14 protein-coding genes are annotated in these 19,244 nt (G+C 66.5%); 8 read left to right on the top strand and 6 right to left on the bottom strand.

The features are described from left to right. The first annotated feature begins 43 nt into the window (after positions 1–43). Positions 44–1,576, top strand: coding sequence for an amidophosphoribosyltransferase (purF, locus tag ACTJKF_RS00575; protein WP_440621598.1), 1,533 nt, complete (start codon positions 44–46; stop codon positions 1,574–1,576). Between the two features lie 257 nt (positions 1,577–1,833). Next, positions 1,834–3,024, top strand: coding sequence for an O-succinylhomoserine sulfhydrylase (locus tag ACTJKF_RS00570; protein WP_440621597.1), 1,191 nt, complete (start codon positions 1,834–1,836; stop codon positions 3,022–3,024). A gap of 99 nt (positions 3,025–3,123) precedes the next feature. On the opposite strand, the gene ACTJKF_RS00565 is transcribed toward ACTJKF_RS00570, so the two are convergent. Genes ACTJKF_RS00565 through ACTJKF_RS00555 form a run of 3 tightly spaced genes read right to left on the bottom strand, consistent with a single transcriptional unit; the run spans position 3,124 to position 6,219 of the window. Next, the gene (locus ACTJKF_RS00565) at positions 3,124–4,086 is read right to left on the bottom strand and encodes an NAD-dependent epimerase/dehydratase family protein (protein WP_440621595.1); all 963 of its coding nucleotides are present in this window, start codon (positions 4,084–4,086) and stop codon (positions 3,124–3,126) included. After that, positions 4,073–5,119: a GDP-mannose 4,6-dehydratase gene (gmd, locus tag ACTJKF_RS00560; protein ID WP_440621594.1), complete on the bottom strand. Its 1,047-nt coding sequence runs from the start codon at positions 5,117–5,119 to the stop codon at positions 4,073–4,075. Before gmd ends, ACTJKF_RS00565 begins: the two co-directional genes overlap by 14 nt. A 35-nt stretch (positions 5,120–5,154) precedes the next feature. Beyond that, on the bottom strand, positions 5,155–6,219 hold the full coding sequence (locus ACTJKF_RS00555; RefSeq protein WP_440621593.1) for an acyltransferase family protein: 1,065 nt from the start codon (positions 6,217–6,219) through the stop codon (positions 5,155–5,157). 494 nt (positions 6,220–6,713) lie between these two features. On the opposite strand from ACTJKF_RS00555, the gene ACTJKF_RS00550 reads away from it, so the two are divergent. The 3 genes from ACTJKF_RS00550 to ACTJKF_RS00540 are packed head-to-tail and all read left to right on the top strand — an operon-like array spanning position 6,714 to position 12,854. Next, positions 6,714–8,906, top strand: a complete 2,193-nt coding sequence (locus ACTJKF_RS00550; RefSeq protein ID WP_440621822.1) for a hypothetical protein — start codon at positions 6,714–6,716, stop codon at positions 8,904–8,906. A gap of 19 nt (positions 8,907–8,925) precedes the next feature. Continuing rightward, a complete protein-coding gene (locus ACTJKF_RS00545; RefSeq protein WP_440621592.1) occupies positions 8,926–10,392 on the top strand; it encodes a flippase in 1,467 nt (488 codons plus the stop codon). Continuing rightward, positions 10,389–12,854, top strand: coding sequence for a glycosyltransferase family 4 protein (locus tag ACTJKF_RS00540; RefSeq protein WP_440621591.1), 2,466 nt, complete (start codon positions 10,389–10,391; stop codon positions 12,852–12,854). The genes ACTJKF_RS00545 and ACTJKF_RS00540 overlap by 4 nt, the downstream gene beginning before the upstream one ends. A 395-nt stretch (positions 12,855–13,249) precedes the next feature. Here ACTJKF_RS00540 and ACTJKF_RS00535 read toward each other — a convergent pair whose 3' ends face one another. Continuing rightward, on the bottom strand, positions 13,250–14,425 hold the full coding sequence (locus ACTJKF_RS00535; RefSeq protein WP_440621590.1) for an acyltransferase family protein: 1,176 nt from the start codon (positions 14,423–14,425) through the stop codon (positions 13,250–13,252). Between the two features lie 213 nt (positions 14,426–14,638). On the opposite strand from ACTJKF_RS00535, the gene ACTJKF_RS00530 reads away from it, so the two are divergent. After that, complete coding sequence (locus ACTJKF_RS00530; protein WP_006479318.1) at positions 14,639–14,782, top strand: hypothetical protein; 144 nt, start codon at positions 14,639–14,641, stop codon at positions 14,780–14,782. A gap of 228 nt (positions 14,783–15,010) precedes the next feature. Next, positions 15,011–15,898 carry a UTP--glucose-1-phosphate uridylyltransferase GalU gene (gene galU / locus ACTJKF_RS00525; RefSeq protein ID WP_440621589.1) on the top strand — a complete coding sequence of 296 codons (888 nt, stop codon included), beginning with the start codon at positions 15,011–15,013 and terminating at the stop codon, positions 15,896–15,898. Positions 15,899–16,206: 308 nt separating this feature from the next. On the opposite strand, the gene ACTJKF_RS00520 is transcribed toward galU, so the two are convergent. Further along, a complete protein-coding gene (locus tag ACTJKF_RS00520) occupies positions 16,207–17,325 on the bottom strand; it encodes an acyltransferase family protein (RefSeq protein ID WP_440621587.1) in 1,119 nt (372 codons plus the stop codon). A 268-nt stretch (positions 17,326–17,593) separates the two neighbouring features. Here ACTJKF_RS00520 and ACTJKF_RS00515 point away from each other — a divergent pair, with 268 nt between their 5' ends. Then, positions 17,594–18,043 (top strand): HU family DNA-binding protein, encoded by a 450-nt coding sequence (locus tag ACTJKF_RS00515; protein WP_440621586.1) that lies wholly within the window; start codon positions 17,594–17,596, stop codon positions 18,041–18,043. A 343-nt stretch (positions 18,044–18,386) separates the two neighbouring features. Here the strand turns inward: ACTJKF_RS00515 and ACTJKF_RS00510 are convergent, their stop codons facing one another. Next, the gene (locus ACTJKF_RS00510; RefSeq protein ID WP_440621821.1) at positions 18,387–18,860 is read right to left on the bottom strand and encodes a VOC family protein; all 474 of its coding nucleotides are present in this window, start codon (positions 18,858–18,860) and stop codon (positions 18,387–18,389) included. Between the last annotated feature and the right edge of the window lie 384 nt (positions 18,861–19,244).

The raw sequence follows: 19,244 nt of genomic DNA, 5'->3' as shown, positions 1-19,244 counted from the left end.
CCGGGCAGGACGGAACCGATTTTGTCATCTTGAAGGACATGCCATGTGCGGCATCGTAGGTGTTATCTCCCAATCCCCGGTCAATCAGCTGATCTATGACAGCCTGCTGCTGCTGCAGCATCGCGGTCAGGACGCGGCGGGCATCGCGACGGCGGACGGCAGCAATTTCCACATGTACAAGGCGAACGGCATGGTGCGCGACGTGTTCCGCACGCGCAACATGCGCAGCCTGCCCGGCACCTTCGGCATCGGCCAGGTCCGCTATCCGACGGCCGGCTCGGCGTCGAGCGAAGCCGAGGCGCAGCCGTTCTACGTGAACGCGCCGTTCGGGATCATCCTCGCGCACAACGGCAACCTGACGAACTGGGAACAGCTGAAGGACGAGATGTTCCGGATCGATCGCCGGCACATCAATACCAACTCCGACAGCGAAGTGCTGCTCAACGTGTTCGCGCACGAGCTGCAGCTGTCGACGACGGGCCTCGAGCTCGATCCGGCCGCGGTGTTCAAGGCCGTCGCCGGCGTGCATCGCCGCCTGCAGGGCTCGTACGCGATCGTGTCGCTGATCGCCGGTTACGGCCTGCTCGCGTTCCGCGATCCGTTCGGCATCCGCCCGCTCTGCATCGGCAAGCTCGAGACCGAACACGGCACCGAATGGATGGTCGCGTCGGAGTCGGTGGCGGTCGAAGGCATCGGTTTCGAATTCGTGCGCGACCTGCAGCCGGGTGAAGCGGTCTTCATCGACAAGGCCGGCAACTTCCACAGCCAGCAGTGCGCGGAAAACCCGACGCTGAATCCGTGCATGTTCGAATACGTGTATCTCGCGCGTCCGGACTCGTGCCTCGATGGCGTGCCGGTCTACAACGTGCGCCTGCGCATGGGCGACTACCTCGCCGAGAAGATCAAGCGCGAGCTGCCGAACGTGCCGATCGACGTCGTGATGCCGATTCCCGATTCGTCGCGCCCGGCCGCGATGCAGGTCGCCGCGAAGCTCGGCGTCGAATATCGCGAAGGCTTCTTCAAGAACCGCTACGTCGGCCGCACCTTCATCATGCCGGGCCAGGCCGTGCGCAAGAAGTCGGTGCGCCAGAAGCTCAATGCGATGAGCATCGAGTTCAAGGACAAGCACGTGCTGATCGTCGACGACTCGATCGTGCGCGGCACGACCTCGCACGAGATCGTGCAGATGGCGCGCGATGCGGGCGCGAAGTCGGTGATCTTCGCGTCGGCGGCGCCGCCCGTGAAGTTCCCGAACGTGTACGGCATCGACATGCCGACGCGCGGCGAGCTGGTCGCACACGGCCGCACCGACGAGGAAGTCGCGAAGATCATCGGCGCCGACTACCTGATCTATCAGGACGTCGACGACCTGCGCCGCGCGGTGCGCGACATCAACCCGAAGCTCGAGCGCTTCGAGGCGTCGTGCTTCGACGGCAACTACATCACCGGCGCCGTGACGCCCGAGTACCTCGATGCGATCGAGCGTGCACGTCTCGCACCGGCATCGCAGGCCGATCGCGACGCGGCCGGCGACACCGCGGTGTCGCAGATGAACCTGCAGCTGTCGGTCGAGTGATGCCGGCGCACGCTTCGAATGAAGCGTGATAGGATGTGGCCTTGCGTCGATTTGATTCAGCTTGCGGACGCGGGGCGATTTCCCAAAACAGCTAAAGCGAAGGCCGGCGGCAGCCGGCCCGAGTCGATCGCTGTCGTACCGCACCGAAGCCCGCTGATGCCGACGCATAGCGGGCTTTTTGTTTTGGCCTGACTTTGTGACCGGGCTCGCGCCCGATGCATGATCGTCGCGCGGCCCTCGAATACGGAAAACGGAACATGGACGACTCCCTCAACTTCGACACGCTCGCCGTGCGCGCGGGCACGCTGCGCAGCGACTTCAACGAGCACTCGGAAGCGCTGTTCCTCACGTCGAGCTTCTGCTTCACGAGCGCGGCCGAGGCCGCCGAACGCTTTGCGAATTCGGAAGACTACTTCACCTATTCGCGCTTCACGAACCCGACCGTCACCATGTTCCAGGATCGTCTCGCCGCGCTCGAAGGCGGCGAGGCGTGCATCGCGACGGCGTCGGGCATGGCCGCGATCATGTCGGTCGTGATGTCCGCGCTGCAGGCGGGCGATCACCTCGTCAGCTCGCGCAGCCTGTTCGGCTCGACGCTCGGGATGTTCTCGCAGATCTTCAGCAAGTTCGGCATCACGACGACCTTCGTCGATCCGACCGACCTGAACGCATGGCAGGAAGCGGTGCGGCCCGAGACGAAGATGTTCTTCCTCGAAACGCCGTCGAACCCGCTGACCGAACTCGCCGACATCGAGGCGATCGGCAAGATCGCGAAGGCCGCGAACGCGCTGTTCGTCGTCGACAACTGTTTCTGCAGCCCGGTGCTGCAGCAGCCGCTGAAGCTCGGCGCGGACGTCGTGATGCACTCGGCGACGAAGTTCCTCGACGGGCAGGGCCGCGTGCTCGGCGGCGCGCTGGTCGGCTCGAAGGCGTTCATCATGGGCAAGGTGTTCCCGTTCGTACGCAGCGCGGGCCCGACGCTGTCGGCGTTCAACGCGTGGGTGCTGCTGAAGGGGATGGAGACGCTGTCGCTGCGCGTCGAGAAGCAGTCGGCGAACGCGCTGGAAATCGCGCGCTGGCTCGATTCGCATCCGGCGGTCAAGCGCGTGTTCTATCCGGGCCTCGAATCGCATCCGCAGCACGAGCTGGCGAAGCGCCAGCAGAAGGCGGGCGGCGCGATCGTGTCGTTCGAGCTGAAGGGCGACACGCCCGAGCAGCAGCGCGCGAACGCATGGCGCGTGATCGACAGCACGAAGCTGATCTCGATCACCGGCAACCTCGGCGACACGCGCACGACGATCACGCATCCGGCGACGACGACGCATGCGCGCATCACGCCGGAAGCGCGTGAGGCTGCAGGGATCACCGAAGGGCTGATTCGCCTCGCGGTCGGCCTGGAAAACGCGGGCGACCTGCGCAACGATCTCGCGCGCGGCCTCGCGGGCTGAACGCGGCGGCAGGTTTCACGGCCGACATGACGACGGGCCGCTCGACATCGAGCGGCCCGTTTCCTTTGGTGGGCGACGAACGCGCGCGTGTCGCCGGAATCAGCCGGCCTGCCCGGCTTGCACGTCGCGTCGCGCTTCCATCATCCAGCGCAGCGTGTCGTCGAGCGGCGTCGCCGGCAACTCGCCCACCGCGCGCCGCAGCTTGTCGCGCGACCCGCTCAGGCGCTTTACTTCGTTGTGCCGGACGAAGCGCGGATCGATCGTCACGTCGATCACGTAACCGGCGATCCGCGACAGCATCGCCAGCACTTCCTTCAGCGAATACGCGCGCTCCGCGCAGACGTTGAACGTTTCGCCGGCCGGCGCGGCTTCGAGCAGCTTCAGATACGCGGCCGTCACGTCACGCACGTCGGAGAAGTCGCGGCTCACGTCGAGATTGCCGAGCGAGATGCGCGGCGCGTTGCGCGCATAGTGCGAGACGAGCTTCGGCAGCAGATACGCATCGTCCTGGCCGACGCCCGTGTAGTTGAAGGGCCGCGCGATCACGATCGGCAACCGGTCGGCCCACAGCTTCGCCGCGTATTCCATCGCGAGCTTGCTGACCGCGTAGTCGTTCGCGGGCGCGGGCAGGACGGTTTCGTCGAGCACGCCGGCCGTCGAATTGCCGTAGACGTTCGCGCTGCTCGCGAGCAGCACCGCTGACGGGCGGCGGTCGAGGCCCGCGAGCGCGGCCAGCAGGTTGCGCGTACCGACGATGTTGACCGCGTAGGTCTGTGACGGCTCGTCCTGCGCGACGTGTGCGCGCGCGGCGAGATGCACGACCGCATCGGGCCGCGCATCGGCGACGGCCGCACGCATCGCGTTCGCGTCGAGCAGGTCGACCGGCAGCAGCGTGCAGTTCGTGAACGCCGGATCGTCGGGCCGTGCCGCGCCGGGCGCCACGGTGCCCCACACGTCGTAGCCGGCCGCTTCGAGCCGCTGCGCCATATAGCGGCCCGTGAAGCCCGTCAGGCCCGTGACGAACGCACGACGCGCCGGGCGTCCGGCGTCAGTACGTGTCATGGTGACGATTCCGCGTCAGATCCGCTTCGACCATCATCTGGCAAAGCTGCTCGAGGGTCGTCTCGGGCGCCCAGCCGAGCTTGGATTTCGCCTTGTCCGCGCAGCCGATCAGCAGGTCGACCTCGGCGGGGCGATAGAACTTCGGATTCACTTCGACCAGCACGTTGCCGTTCGACGCGTCGAGGCCGCGTTCCTGCTCGCCCTTGCCGGTCCATTCGATCTGGTAGCCGGCGGCGGCGAACGCCATCTGCACGAAGTCGCGCACGGTCTCGGTGCGGTTGGTCGCGAGCACGTAAGTGTCGGGCTCGTCGACCTGCAGCATCCGCCACATCCCTTCGACATATTCGAGCGCGAAGCCCCAGTCCCGCTTCGCGTCGAGGTTGCCGAGCTCGAGCCTGGTCGCCTTGCCGAGCTTGATCTTCGCGACGGTGTCGGTGATCTTGCGCGTGACGAACTCGCGGCCGCGCAGCGGCGACTCGTGGTTGAACAGGATGCCGCTGCAGCCGAACAGGCCGTAGGACTCGCGGTAGTTCACGGTCATCCAGTGCGCGTACAGCTTCGCGACGCCGTAAGGGCTGCGCGGATAGAACGCGGTGGTTTCCGTTTGCGGGATCGCCTGCACCTTGCCGAACATCTCGGACGTCGACGCCTGGTAGAAACGGGTCTTCGGGCTCACCACGCGGATCGCCTCGAGCAGGTTGAGCGGACCGATGCCCGTGACTTCGGCGGTCGTCGCCGGCTGGTCGAACGATACGCCGACGAAGCTCTGCGCGGCCAGGTTGTACAGTTCGTCGGGTTGCGTGCGTTCGAGCAGCCGCAGGCTGGAGCCGGCATCCGTCAGGTCGTGCTCGACGAGCGACAGGTTCGGGTGCGTGTCGACGCCGAGTTCGGCGATGCGCCAGAAGTTCACCGAGCTGGTGCGGCGGTAGGTGCCCGTGACCTCGTAGCCCTTGTCGAGCAGCAGCTTGGTCAGGTAGGCGCCGTCTTGCCCCGTGATCCCCGTGATGATGGCCTTCTTGCGAGTTTGGCTCATGGCAATGTCCTGGTCGAAACGATGAATTGGGAAAGTCAGGCGGTCGTGCGCGCGGCGGCGGGCACCGGGCGGCGCGCGGGGCCGCGGGTCAGGCGCCGCTCGAAGCCGTACCAGCTCACGGTCGCGTACGCGAGCGTGATCGCCAGCGCGAGCGCGGCCGTGACGAAGCGGTTCAGATGCAGCGGCCAGAGCGCATACAGCACGCTCAGGTGGATCAGGTAGACGGTGTAGCTGACGGTGCCCACGTACACGAGCAGCGGATTCGTCAGCACGCGCTGCACGAGGCCGCGTCCGCGCAGCGCGATCACGACGATCGACGTGCACAGCAGCAGCGAGATGCTGTAGAGCGCGGCATTCGAGATCGGCGTGTTCGCCGCGCGGAACCGCGGGAACGACAGGTGCAGCCAGCCGAGGATCGCGAGCGACACCAGCGCGCCGACGATCGCGAGCGGATAGAACGGCTCGAGCGCGCGCCGGTCGCGGCGCAGCACGATCGCGAGCAGTGCGCCCGCGGCGAGCAGGTCCATCCGGAACGGCGTCAGGTAGTAGATCGGCCAGAACGAATCGAACCACGGTGTCGCGATCGCGCGCAGCACGGGGGCGGCGACGATCAGCGCGGCGGCGATCCACAGCAGCGCGCGCTCCGAACACCACAGCACGACGAACGGCCAGAAGATGTAGAACTGCTCCTCGACGGCGAGCGACCACAGCACGTTCAGGCTGTCGTGCCCGATGCTGCCGAGCGACAGCCCGATGTTGGTCGAGAAAAACGCGAACCACGGCCAGTGCGGCAGCCAGCTCGCGCCGAACAGCAGCGTCGATACGACCAGCAGCAGCACGTACGGCGGCAGGATCCGGCGTACGCGGCGCGCGTAGAAGTGGCTGAAGTACGACTGCCCGCGCGCCTTGCGATCGAGCAGGATGCCCGTGATCAGCAGGCCGCTCAGCACGAAGAACAGGTCGACACCCATCCACAGCGGTGCCTTCAGCGCGTGTTGCAGGAACACGGCGCCGACCGCGATCGCGCGCAGCCCGTCGAGCTGCACGATGCGGCCGTGTTGCGGCGGGGCGAGGTCGGCGGTGCGCGAGATGCCCGTCATCGCGCCGCTCCTTCGCGACGCGCGGCCGATGCCGTGGCGCGCCGCGCATCCGATGCGTGAACGTAATGCATGCGTTTAAACGAAATATGGAATCGAAATCGATTCTAGGGAAAAGAAATCGGCAAAAAAACGCGTGTCATTTATCCGGTTGAAAACATTCGAATGCCGGTGATTTCAATCATGGAATGAAAGGTTGGCAGGACGGGGGCCCCGACGGGCGGGCCGGAGCGGCATTTTCTACGGATCGCCGCGTGAAAGGCGGTCGATATTGCCGCTTTACGGGGCGTGAATCCCGCTGTTCCGGTTCGATATTTCAGGCAGAAACATCCCCAAATATTTCCAAATTTCTTGTGATTATTTTTGCTTGTAACCTGCATCGCGACGTTTGAAACCCATTTAGTGACAGGTCATCCACGGCAGGCAGTACGCCGCGGGCGCCGGTCGCTTCCGCATCAAGTCTGGAGAGCGCATTGCGACGTCTGATTCTGGTTGGCATGACGGTATGCGCGGCGCTGTCCGCGAGCGCCGCATCGGCTGAAACCGTGTTGCCCGCGACCACGTCGTGGATCGGCAACACGTTCGGCTATGGCGACGGCAGCTGGACGCAGATCGACATCCGCGCGATTGCGGTGACGCCCGACGGCAAGGTGTATACGAACGCGCCGTGGGACGAGAGCGGCGCCGAGGCGAGCGTCTACCAGGACGGGAAGATGCTCGGCTTCGCCGGCGGCACGCACGGCTGGGGCAACCTCGGCGGCAACGCGGTCGCCGTGAACAGCAAATATGCGTACGTCGCGATCGGCGTCGGCAACGAGCGCGGCCATCTGCAGTCGCCCGGCATCTGGCCGGACAAGGGCAAGCAGTGGTTCGGCATCTCGCGACGCACGATCGGCGACATGAAGCAGCCGGCGCCGTTCCGCGCGGCGCCGCAGGTCGCGCCCGGCGGGCGTGCCGATGCGGGCCGCGCGCGGATGGCCGCGAGCTTCATGATGGTCAACGAGGTGCCGGCTCCGGCGCGCTCGGAAGTGGGCGAGGCGAAGGCGGAAGTGGGCGGCCTCGCGGCCGACGACAAGACGCTGTTCGCGACGAACCCGTCGCATGACGCGGTGGACGTCTACGACGCCGAGACGATGCAGAAGAAGGCCACCTGGAGCGCGCACGAGCCGGGCCGCATCGCGCTCGCCGGCGACGGCACGCTGTGGCTGCTCACCGATACCGTCAGCGGGCTCGCGCACCTCGTGCACGTGCGCGCGGACGGCCGCAAGCTCGACGACGCGCCCGCGCTGCCCGACGGCACCGAGGCAGTGGACGTGGCGGTCGACGCGAAAGGGCGCGTGCTGGTCGCGGACAACGGCCCGCGCCAGCAGGTGCTGATCTTCTCGAAAGGCGGCAAGGGCTATGCGCCGTCCGGCACGCTGGGCGAGCGCGGCGGCATCTTCGCGGGCCCGGTGCCGGGCCGCCCGGGGCCGCAGCGCTTCAATGGGCTGACGGGCGTCGGGGTCGATCGCGCGGGCAACGTGTACGTAGCGATGAACGGCATCGGGCCGCGTCACGACACGATCGGCGCCGGGCTCGGCGCGGTGCTCGAGAGCTACACGCCGGACGGCAAGCTGCGCTGGCAGGTGCAGGGGCTCTTGTTCGTCGACGGCGCGTGGCTCGATCCCGCGCGGCCGAACAGCGTGTACACCGGCAACAAGCGCTTCGAGCTCGACCTGTCGAAGCCGCCTGGCCAGGACTGGAAATACGCCGGCTTCCTGTCGAACCGCTTCAAGTATCCGGACGATCCCGTGTTCCACACGGACCAGTATCCGGGCATGCCGTTCGCGCGGCGCGTCGACGGCCGCACGTTCCTGTACCTGACGGACATGTACGCCGATCACCTGAAGATCTATCGCTTCGACGCGAAGCGCGACGGCGAGGTCGCGATTCCGTCCGGCCTGATCGCGGGCCGCGCGCGGCCGGTCGACAAGGTGCCGAACAAGCCGCCGGGCGGCGACTGGATCTGGCGCGACACGAACGGCAACGGGCGGCTCGACGCGGACGAATTCACGATCAACACGACTGGCAAGGCCAAGGCGGGCGGCTGGGGCTGGTGGGTCGACACGAAGGGCGACATCTGGCGCACGAGCGACGTGCGCGGGATCCATCGCTTCAGCTATGGCGGCGTCGACAAGGCCGGCAACCCGATCTACTCGTACGACAAGGTCACGACCTATCCGATGCCGCAGCCGTTCACGCAACTGCGCCGCGCGATCTACGAACCGCAGACGGACACGATGTACGTGACCGGCTACACGGCCGACGCGCCGCCGCAGTCGGGCATCAACAAGGAAGTCGGCCGCGTGCTGGTGCGTTTCGACAAGTGGTCGAGCGGCTCGCCGGTGGTGCGCTACACGGTCGCGCTGCCGTGGCAGCTCGACGCGAAGCCGATTTTCGACCTGATCGGCATCACGGTCGAAGGCCGCTACCTCTTCACGGTGGAACCGGTCGGCAAGATCCACGTGTACGACAAGGAAACCGGCAAGGAAGTCGGCGTGATGAGCCCGGGCGCCGAGGTCGGCAAGGCGTCGGGCTGGGTCGACGTGCCGTTCGGCATCAGTGCGTTCCGGCGCGAGAACGGCGAATACCTGGTGTTCGTCGAGGAAGACGCGCGCGGCAAGGTGCTGATGTACCGCTGGAAACCGTAACAGGCCCATGGGCAAAAGCATGGACAAAGGCATACTCAAGAACGTTTCGATCAACTTCATCGGGCTGATCCTGCCGACCTTCGTGTCGCTGGTGACGGTGCCCGCCTATATCCACGCGCTCGGCGTCGAACGCTATGGCGTCGTCAGTCTCGTGTGGACGCTGATCGGCTATTTCGGGATCCTCGATCTCGGGATGAGCATGGCCGCGCAGAACCACATCTCGAAGGCGCTCGCGAGCGGCAACGCGGACGAAAGCGCGCGGGTGTTCTGGAGCGCGTTCTGGCTGAACCTGGGCACCGGCATCGCCGGCGGCCTGCTGATCTATTTCGGCGCGTTCGTCTACACCGCGTATTTCACGAAGGTGTCGGCGGCGATGCAGCACGAGGTGTATCTCGCGCTGCCATGGCTCGCGCTCGCGATTCCGCTCGCGAACGTGTCGTGGGTGTTCGCCGGCGCGATCAACGGCGCCGAGCGGTTCGGCGTGTTCAACACGAACCAGACGATCGGCACGTTCCTGTTCCAGTTGCTGCCGCTCGGCGCCGCGTGGTGGATCGCGCCGAACCTGCAGACGGTGCTCGCCGCGGCGGTCGTCGCGCGGCTGATCGCGGCGGTGATGCTCGGTCACGCGAGCATCAAGGTGCTCGCGATCCGGCGCATCGACCCGCCGCAGTGGGGCACCGCGAAGGGGCTGTTCAACTTCGGCGGCTGGATGCTGATCGCGAGCACGGCCAGCATGGTCGCCGACACGCTCGATCGCGTGATGCTCGGCGCCGGCATGGGCGCGAAGTTCGTCACTTACTACACGGTGCCGCAGAACCTCGTCACGCGCCTGAACATGCTGCCGAACGCGCTGGTGCGCACGCTGTTCCCGCGCCTGTCGGCGGTTGGCCGCGATCACGCCGACACGCTCGCGCGCCAGTCGCTCGAATTCCTGAACGGCGTGTTCACGCCGGTCGGCATCGTCGCGATCTTCGCGCTCGCGCCGTTCCTCACGCTGTGGGTCGGCCCCGATCTCGCCGCGCATTCGGCGCCGGTCGGCCGCGTGCTGGTGATCAGCGTGTGGCTCGTCGGCCAGGCGAGCGTCACGCGGATCCTGATCCAGTCGCAGGTCAACCCGGCCCGCGCCGCATTCGCCGGGCTCATCGAGATGCCGTTCTTCGTCGGCGGCCTGTGGTTCGGCATTCATCACTTCGGGCTGATCGGCGCGGCGGTGGTCGTCGCGACGCGCGCGCTGGTCGACTACGGCGTGCTGCTGTACCTGTCGGCGATCCGGATGCGCGCGATCGTGCTCGACATGCTCGCGCATCTCGCCTTCCTGCTCGCGAGCCTGTTTCTCGCGCAAGCGTGGTCGGGGCTCGGCGAGTCGATCGGCATCTGCGCGATCGTGCTGGTGCTGAACCTTGCGTGGTCGCTCACGATGACGCCGGGCCTGCGCGCGCTCGTGCGCGACCTGTTCGTCCGTCTCAATGCGAGGAAAATGACATGAATCGCGATCTGGCGGAACACGCCATCCTGAACCTCGCCACGGCCGATGCCGCCGTGGCCGACGTCGGCGACGCCGCCGCGCTGCGCCGCACCGAACCGGCCGGGCAGGCGGGCGCGCGCCATGCGTCCCGCCCGCTGCGCGTGGCGATCGTCCACGACTGGCTCGTCACGTACGCGGGTGCCGAGCGCGTGCTCGAACAGATCGTCGCGTGCTTTCCCGACGCGGACCTGTTCAGCCTCGTCGATTTCCTCGACGATCGCGCGTTCGTGCGCGGCAAGCCGGTGACGACCTCCTTCATCCAGAAACTGCCGTTCGCGCGCACCAAGTACCGCAGCTACCTGCCGCTGATGCCGCTCGCGATCGAGCAGCTCGACGTGTCGGACTACGACCTCGTGATCTCCAGCAGCCACGCGGTTGCGAAGGGCGTGCTGACGGGGCCGGACCAGATGCACATCAGCTACGTGCATTCGCCGATCCGCTATGCGTGGGACCTGCAGCACCAGTATCTGGAACAGTCGAACCTCACGCACGGGCCGAAATCGCTGCTCGCGCGGATGATCCTGCATTACATCCGCAACTGGGACACCCGCACCGCGAATGCGGTCGACGGCTTCGTCGCGAACTCCGCGTTCATCGCGCGGCGCATCCGCAAGGTGTATCACCGCGACGCGGCGGTGATCTTCCCGCCGGTCGACGTCGATGGCTTTTCGCTGAACGAGGTGAAGGACGATTTCTACCTGACCGCGTCGCGGATGGTGCCGTACAAGAAGATCGACCTGATCGTCGAAGCGTTCTCGCGCACGCCCGCGCGCAAGCTCGTCGTGATCGGCGACGGACCCGAGATGCAGAAGATCCGCGCGAAGGCCGGCCCGAACGTCGAGGTCATGGGCTACCAGCCGTTCGCGGTGCTGCACGACCGGATGCGGCGCGCGAAGGCGTTCGTGTTCGCGGCCGAGGAGGATTTCGGGATTTCGGTGGTCGAGGCGCAGGCGTGCGGCACGCCGGTGATCGCATACGGGAAGGGCGGTGCGCTCGAAACCGTGCTCGAGCCGCGCTCGCACGCGAATCCGACCGGGCTGTTCTTCGACGAACAGACGCCGCAGGCCATCGTCGCGGCGGTCGACGATTTCGAGCGCGCGCCGCAGCGCTTCACGCCGCATGCGTGCCGCGCGAATGCGGAGCGCTTCTCCGCCGACACGTTCCGGCGGCGTTTTCTCGACTATGTGGAAGCGGCGCTGCCCGGCGCGACCGCGCAGCGCGGCACGGCCGTCGCGCCGATGCCGGCCGCGCGCGGCCCGGCGACGCTCGTGCTGGATCAGAGCGGCGTGCTCGGCGGCGCGGAGCTGTCGCTGCTGGAGATCATGAAGCACATGCGGACGAACGCCGATGTGCTGCTGTTCGACGACGGCCCGTTCCGCGCGGCGCTCGACGAGATCGGCGCGCGCGTCGACGTGCTCGACCAGGGCGCGCTGGCTGGCGTGCGCAAGCAGGGCGGCGTGTCGGCCGGTGCGTTGAAGCAGCTTGTCGCGCTCGTGCGGAACGTCGCACGGCGCGCGCGCCGCGCCGAGGTGATCTACGCGAACACGCAGCGCGCGATGGTGGTCGCGGCGCTGGCCGGGCGGCTCGCGCGCAAGCCGGTGGTCTGGCACCTGCGCGACATCGTCAGCGGCGACCATTTCGGCAGCAAGCAACTGATGGCGATCAAGTACTGCGCGCGCTTCGGCGTCACGCGCGTGATCGCGAACTCGGATGCGTCCGCGCAGGCATTCCGCGCGCTGACGGGCTTCACGCCGCAGCACGTCGACGTCGTGTTCAACGGTATTTCGGCCGAGCCGTTCGATGCGCTGGAGAACGCCAGCCAGGCCGCGCTGCGCGCGCGCTTCGGGCTGCCCGAGCACGCGTGGCTGGTCGGCTCGTTCAGCCGCCTCGCGCACTGGAAGGGCCAGCATCTGCTGCTGGAGGCCGCGGCACGCCATCCCGGCATGCATGTGGTCCTGGTCGGCGCACCGCTGTTCGGCGAGGACGAATACGCGGCGCAGCTGCACGAGACCGTCGCCCGTCACGGGATGGGCGACCGCGTGCATTTCCTCGGGTTCCAGCGCGACGTGGCCGCGTGCATGAAGGCGGTCGACGTGGTCGCGCATACGTCGATCACGCCCGAGCCGTTCGGGCGCGTGATCGTCGAGGGCATGCTCGCGCGGCGGCCGGTGGTCGCGGCGCGCGCGGGCGGCGTCGTCGAGATTATCGAGGACGGCGAAAACGGGCTGCTGTGCGAGCCGGGCAACGCGGCCGCGCTGGCCGATGCGCTGGGCAGGTTGCAGCACGACGGTGCGCTGCGCGAGCGGCTCGTCGCGAGCGGGCGCGCGACCGCGGTGCGCCGGTTCGGCACCGAAACCTATGTGGAACGGGTCGAGAAGATTCTCGCGGATACGGCGAAGGCCGCGAAGGCGCAGAAGCGGTAGGCGGCAGCCCGCGAAGCGGGCCTCGTGATCCGGCGGGAAACCGGCTTTTTGCGGTAATGCCGTTCAGTCAAGACTCGGTCAAGGCAACAAAGGCCGCTCCGACGTTGATCGGAGCGGCCTTTTTCGTTGCGGCGGGCGCGGCCCCGCCGCTCGGGATCGCCACGCGGACGCCAGCAGGCGCACGGTGCGGTCGTTCGCGACATCCCGAGGGTTGGATCGCGGTGACGGTAGCGCAGCCGCCCATGCACCCGCTACGCACGGCGGACACGCATCGGAGCGCCGCGTTCGCTCCGCCCCGAAACCCGTGCGGCCATCCCGCGCGTAAAAAAGCCCCGTGCAACCTGACTCGCACGGGGCCGGGGGGACGCGCCGGAGCCGCGCGTTCGCGTTCGGGCTCAGGCAGCCTGTTCGGGTGCCGACGAGACCATTCGGGCAGTGCGCGCGGGCTTCAGGCTGGCCGACCACATCATCGCGGGGCGTTCGAACAGCCGGTAGAACACGTAGCCGACCGGAATCGCGGCGGCCATGAACGCAAGCGACGGCCAGATCGACAGTTGCAGCTCGGAATGGAACAGCACCGAACCGAGGCAGACGAACAGCGGCAGGTGGACGAGATACAGCGAGTAGCTGAAGTCGCCGAACCAGCCGAGCACGCGCAGGAGCGGCGTCGGGCGCGGCGGGCACGCGAGCGCGCGGTACAGGAAGCACGCGAAGCCGGCCGCCCACAGCTGGAACGCGCCGTACTGGCCGAAATGGAACGCGCCGCAGCCCGCGGCGAGCAACACGGCCGCCGCGAGGTACCACGCGCGCGACGGCACGGCGGCCGCACCGCGCGCCGGTTGCGCGCGCACGTCGGCGATCCACGCGCCGACCGCCCAGGACAGCCAGTACGACGTGAAGAACTGCAGGTCGTGCCGTTCGAGCAGCCATGCCGACGCGACGTTCACGAGCGCGACGGCCGCCACGATCGCCGGCATCCCGATGCGCCGGCGCAGCGCGAACAGCAGCGGATAGATCGCATAGAACTGCACTTCGAGCGACAGCGTCCACAGCGCGCCATTCGATCCGTACGTGTAGCCGGCGACACCCTGCAGCGAGAACAGGTTCACGAGGAACGCGGTGATGCCGACATCGCGGATCTTGTGGCTGACCGGCGCGATCTGCAGGCTGACCGCGTCCATCGCGAGCGTAAACAGCAGCGCGGCGAGCAGCACCGGATAGATGCGCGCGAAGCGGCGCGCCCAGAAGTTCGGCGCGTCGAGCCGGTACGCGGGGTTGGCCGCGAGCTTGAGCGCCGCGTTGCGGTGGATGCAGTAGCCGCTGATGACGAAGAAGATCGGCACGCCGGCGGACCCCCACGCGAACGGGAAGGTCAGGTAGCCGGCGATCACGCCCGGGCTCAGCGTATGACCGTAAGCGTGATGGAAGCTCTGCATGCCGACCCAGACGACCTGGCGGCAGTGGAAATAGGCGACGAGCAGGGCCGCGAACCCGCGCATCGCGTCGATCACGTGTTCCTTGTGGTCGGCGACGGGCGGCGCGGTCAAAGGCGATCCGCTGAAAGCTTGCATGCGATTCGATTCCTTGCGACGGATGAAGGGGATGGTCCAATCGTAATGCGCAAGAATTCGAGCGAATGAATAAAAAAATCTCGCCGAGGAATAATGATATTTCAGATAGTGGTTTTATATCGGTCTGAAAGCGGTTCCGCGGGCGCTGCAATTATTTGCCGATTTTTTTCTGATAGTTTGAAGCTCCAGTTGATTGATGCAAGGAGCGGCAAGATGGACATGCATTGGATCGCGAGCGCGGCAGTACTGCTGGTCATGGCCGTGCTGTCGGCGTACCGCGAGGCGCTGAAGAACGAGCCGATTCGCCCGGGTCTCGAACGGGGCGGCGTCCCGTATATCGAGGAATTCGAATCGTAAGAATTTGTATCCGGAAAATCGGTAATTTGTTTCTGCTTCGGCAATCGGTTCGGCAATATCGACCGGATCCGCGGATTATCTCTTTTCCGGAAAAATGGGCAATCGGTCCATGTCGATAATGAGCGGAGTGGAATTGGCCGTACCGTCGATTCTCGATATGCCGTTCGGAAAACAATCGCGCCGGGTCGCAGGGCGACGCGGCGCAGTCAACGCAATCAGGATGCGAACATGTTGAAAGTCACCAAGGCCGTGTTCCCCGTCGCCGGTCTCGGCACGCGGTTCCTCCCGGCAACGAAGGCGAGCCCGAAGGAAATGCTGCCCGTCGTCGACAAGCCACTGATCCAGTACGCGGTCGAGGAAGCGATCAACGCCGGTATCACCGAGATGATCTTCGTGACCGGGCGCAGCAAGCGCGCGATCGAGGATCACTTCGACAAGTCGTACGAGATCGAGGCCGAACTCGAGGCGCGCGGCAAGGAAAAGCTGCTCGAGCTCGTGCGCGGCATCAAGCCGAGCCACGTGAACTGCTTCTACGTGCGCCAGCCGGAAGCGCTCGGCCTCGGTCACGCCGTGCTGTGCGCGGAAAAGCTCGTGCACGGCGAGCCGTTCGCGGTGATTCTCGCCGACGACCTGCTGCACGGCGAACAGCCGGTGCTCAAGCAGCTCGTCGACGTGTTCGACCACTATCACAGCTCGGTGATCGGGGTCGAGACGATTCCGCGCGAGGACACCCGCTCGTACGGCGTCGTCGAAGGCCGCGAGTGGGAAGAGGACATCATCAAGCTGTCGGGCATCATCGAGAAGCCGGCGCCGGAAGACGCGCCGTCGAACCTCGGCGTGGTCGGCCGCTACGTGTTCATGCCGACGATCTTCGATCATCTGCGCCGGCTCAAGCCGGGCGCGGGCGGCGAACTGCAGCTCACCGACGCCGTCCAGTCGCTGCTCGCGAACGAACAGGTGCTGGCGTATCGCTACTTCGGCACGCGTTTCGATTGCGGCAGCAAGATCGGCTACCTCAAGGCGACCGTCGAGCTCGCGCTCCAGCATCCGGAAGTGAGCCGCGAATTCGAGGCGTATCTGCGTACCTGCTTGCCCGCGCTGGCTGCTGTCGCATAAGCAGCCACGCTGCTCCGTTGTTTCAGGTGTTTCAGGTGTTTCAGGTGGTGGTTGTTCCGTTGGCCCCGGCTGCTTCGTGCGCCGGGGCTTTTTTGCGTGCGGGCGACGGCCGCGCAGTGCGATAGTCGTCGATGCCGGGTCGGCGTGCCGGCCCGCAATGGACGCCGGCGACGCGCCGCGGTGCCACGCGTGTTCCAGATGGACGCGCGGGTCGCTGGCCGCACGGTCCTGGCGTCGGGCGCCGTCGGCACCGTCGCCTGCTTTCCGATCGTTTCCGGTTGCGTGGCGCGTCGGTGGTGGTGCCGCGCTCAGCGCGGCGAAGTGCTTGTTCGCGCGACGAAGTACCGGGCCAGTCTCTCGGCGATCGGCTTCTTGAAGTCGAGCAGGCGCTTTTCCAGGTAGCGCCACGACAGGTGCGCCAGCAGAACGGCGAGCGCGAACTGCAGCACTTCGGGCAGCGCTTCCCGGACGAAGCCGGGCATCGGCACGTGCGCGAACAGCGCGGGCACCTCGCCGAAACGTGCCGGAATCAGGTTGTGGAACAGATAGAAGCCGTAGCTGATCGTGCCGAGATAGACGAGCGGCGCCCAGTCGAGCAGCGCCACGGCCGGGTGATCGGGCTCGGTAACGATCCACAGCATCAGCGCGCCGAGCGATGCGGACAGCCCGAGATCCACGAGCCCCGAGACGAGGTCCGGCATCCTCGTGAACGCCGGCAGCACGAGGAAGAACACCACGCCGGCGGCGCCGAGCCAGCCAGGCGGAATGCGGCGGACGACGGCCGGGCCGCGATCGGCGAGTGCCATCGCGCCGACGCCGCCCAGCGCGATCAGTGCGAAATTCCACGGGGAAAACGCGTAGATCAGCACCGGCGATGCATCGACCGCATAGAGCGCGAGATGCGCGAGCGCGCACAGCGCGACGGCCGCGATGCCGAGCGCGACGTGGCGCGCGGCCGGCACCGCGAGCAGCGTGAGCGGCGCGATCAGATAGAACTGCTGCTCGACCGCGAGGCTCCAGAAGTGCGACGTGGAGCCCGGCCAGCCGTCCTTGACGACGCCGATCCAGTAATTCGACAGGAACGTGGCATGCCACGCGAGCCCGAGATTGACACCGCGCTGGTAGAACAGCGCGTGTGCGATCGCGAGCGCGGCGAGCAGCAGGTAGTAGACGGGAAAGATCCGCAGCGCGCGCTTCGCGAGGAACAGCGCGAGCGCATGGCGGCGCGTCATCGTGCCGCGCTCGATCGCCTGACGGTTGCGATGCAGCTCGCCGACGATCAGGAATCCGCTGATGAAGAAAAACGTCCACACACCAAGCTTGCCCACGTCGACAGCGAGGACGTGGCCCTTGTGGGACAGGAAAACGAGGATGACGGCGATGGCTCGCAGGCCGTCGAGTCCTTTGACGTATCTGACTTCGCGCATGAAGGCATCCGGGGCACTGAGCGAGGTCAGTATAGGTGCGCAAATATCGAACGTAATTCGCGATCGGACGCGTTTGGACGCATACGTAAAGGCGTTTTTCGATGCTCGAGCGTCGCCGAAGTCGGTCGCGCGCAACAAAACCTGCGGGAAACCCCGCGAAAACGCATAAAAGTACTGCACGAAGCGCCGAGGCGCTTGTAGAATCCGGCGTTGAAGCGCGCGCGTTGCACGCTTCGTGTATCCAACGACCACACCTGGTAGGAGAAACATGGCGACTTCCGCAAAAAAGGTGGCCAAGAAGGCCGCCGCACCGGTCACCAAGAAAGTGGCTGCAAAAAAGGCTGCGCCCGCGAAGAAAGTAGTGGCCAAGAAGGCTGTCGCGAAGGCAGCACCGGCCGCTCCGACGCCGCTGAAGGACAAGTTCACGAAGGCATCGCTCGCAACGCACATCGCTGAGCGCGCAGCTGTCGAAGTGAAGGCAGTCAAGGCAGTGCTCGCCGCACTCGAGAACGTCGTGCTGGGCTCGGTTCACAAGAAGGGCGCAGGCGAGTTCACGCTGCCGGGTCTGCTGAAGATCACGGCGCAAGTCGTGCCGGCGAAGAAGAAGCGCTTCGGCAAGGATCCGTTCACGGGCGAAGAGCGTTGGTTCCCGGCAAAGCCGGCCAGCGTGCGCGTGAAGGCACGTGCGCTGAAGAAGCTGAAGGACGCGGCTGCGTAATGCCGCGCAACAGCTGCCGAATGCATGTCGGCGGCCGTTGCGATGTCCGACGATCCCCGTACGCGAAAGCGTGCGGGGATTTTTATTGGGTGCGCCAGGCAGGGCGCACTCACTTGGGGGCGCCGCGTTCGTGCGTTACGCGCGACGGATCGTCGGCGCGATGATGTCGGCGTAGCGGCGTGCGAACCATCGCCGTCCGCGATTGCGTCGCGGCACGACACAATCGCGTCGAGGAGGGCTGCCGAGCATCGCGACCATGCACGTCATGCGCGCGCCGCGCATGCCCCATGAGTGCCACGAACCTGCCGATGCCCGGTGACGGATGTGCCCGTCCGCGGCCTCGTCAGCCCGCCGTGCCTGCGTATGCGGCCTCCAGCGTGGCGACGTCGAACTTCGTCATCTGCATCATGGCTGCGGCCACTCGCGCGGCCTTGGCCTCGTCGCGGTCGGCCATCATCGGAATCAGCGCGTCGGGCACGATCTGCCACGAGACGCCGAAGCGGTCCCGCAGCCAGCCGCAACCATCGGCCGTGCCGCCGTTGTCGAGCAGCGCGCGCCAGTAGCGGTCGAGTTCCGCCTGGTTGCCGCAACGGATCATCAATGAGATCGCATGGTTGAACGTCTCGGTGCGCGGATGGCTCATCGCGATGAACGGCTGCCCGAACAGCTCGAATTCAACCATCCGGGTGCCGCCGGTGCCGGCCACCGCCGTGACGCGGACGATCCGCGAGTCCGGGAAAATGCCCGCATAGAAGGCCGCGGCTTCTTCGGCCTCCGTCGCGTACCAGAGGAACGGCGTGATCTTCTGAATCGTCATGGAGCGTCTCCTGTCGGTCAGGGGTGAGGGAGGGAGCAATCTGGATGCCGCTATCGATAGACGACGGATGACGGGCGTCGAAATCGACACGTCGAAGCATGGATACTGCGTGTCGAGGTGTGTCGAGGTGTCGGGGTCTCCGGTGCCGCGGGATCGACGACGAGAACGGCGTGTGTCCGTCGCGACGCGGGCGATGTGCGGCCTGCGCGGCGCGCGCTCGAGTTGCGTGTGGCGGGAGCCGCAGGGCGCCAGCCAGGGCTTCCTGCGCCTGCCCGATGCAGGTTGGAGTGCGGGACAGGGACAGGTGTCCGGGATGCCTTCAAGCGGCTTCCTGCGCGCGCCAGGCGGGCTCGGGAACCGTCCCGGGCCGGTTGCGTACCCGGG

The sequence above is a fragment of the Burkholderia sp. 22313 genome (assembly GCF_052045245.1).
Lineage (GTDB): Bacteria > Pseudomonadota > Gammaproteobacteria > Burkholderiales > Burkholderiaceae > Burkholderia.
The sequence above is the reverse complement of the archived record's forward strand: the minus strand, read 5'-3'. Positions and strand labels throughout refer to the sequence as shown.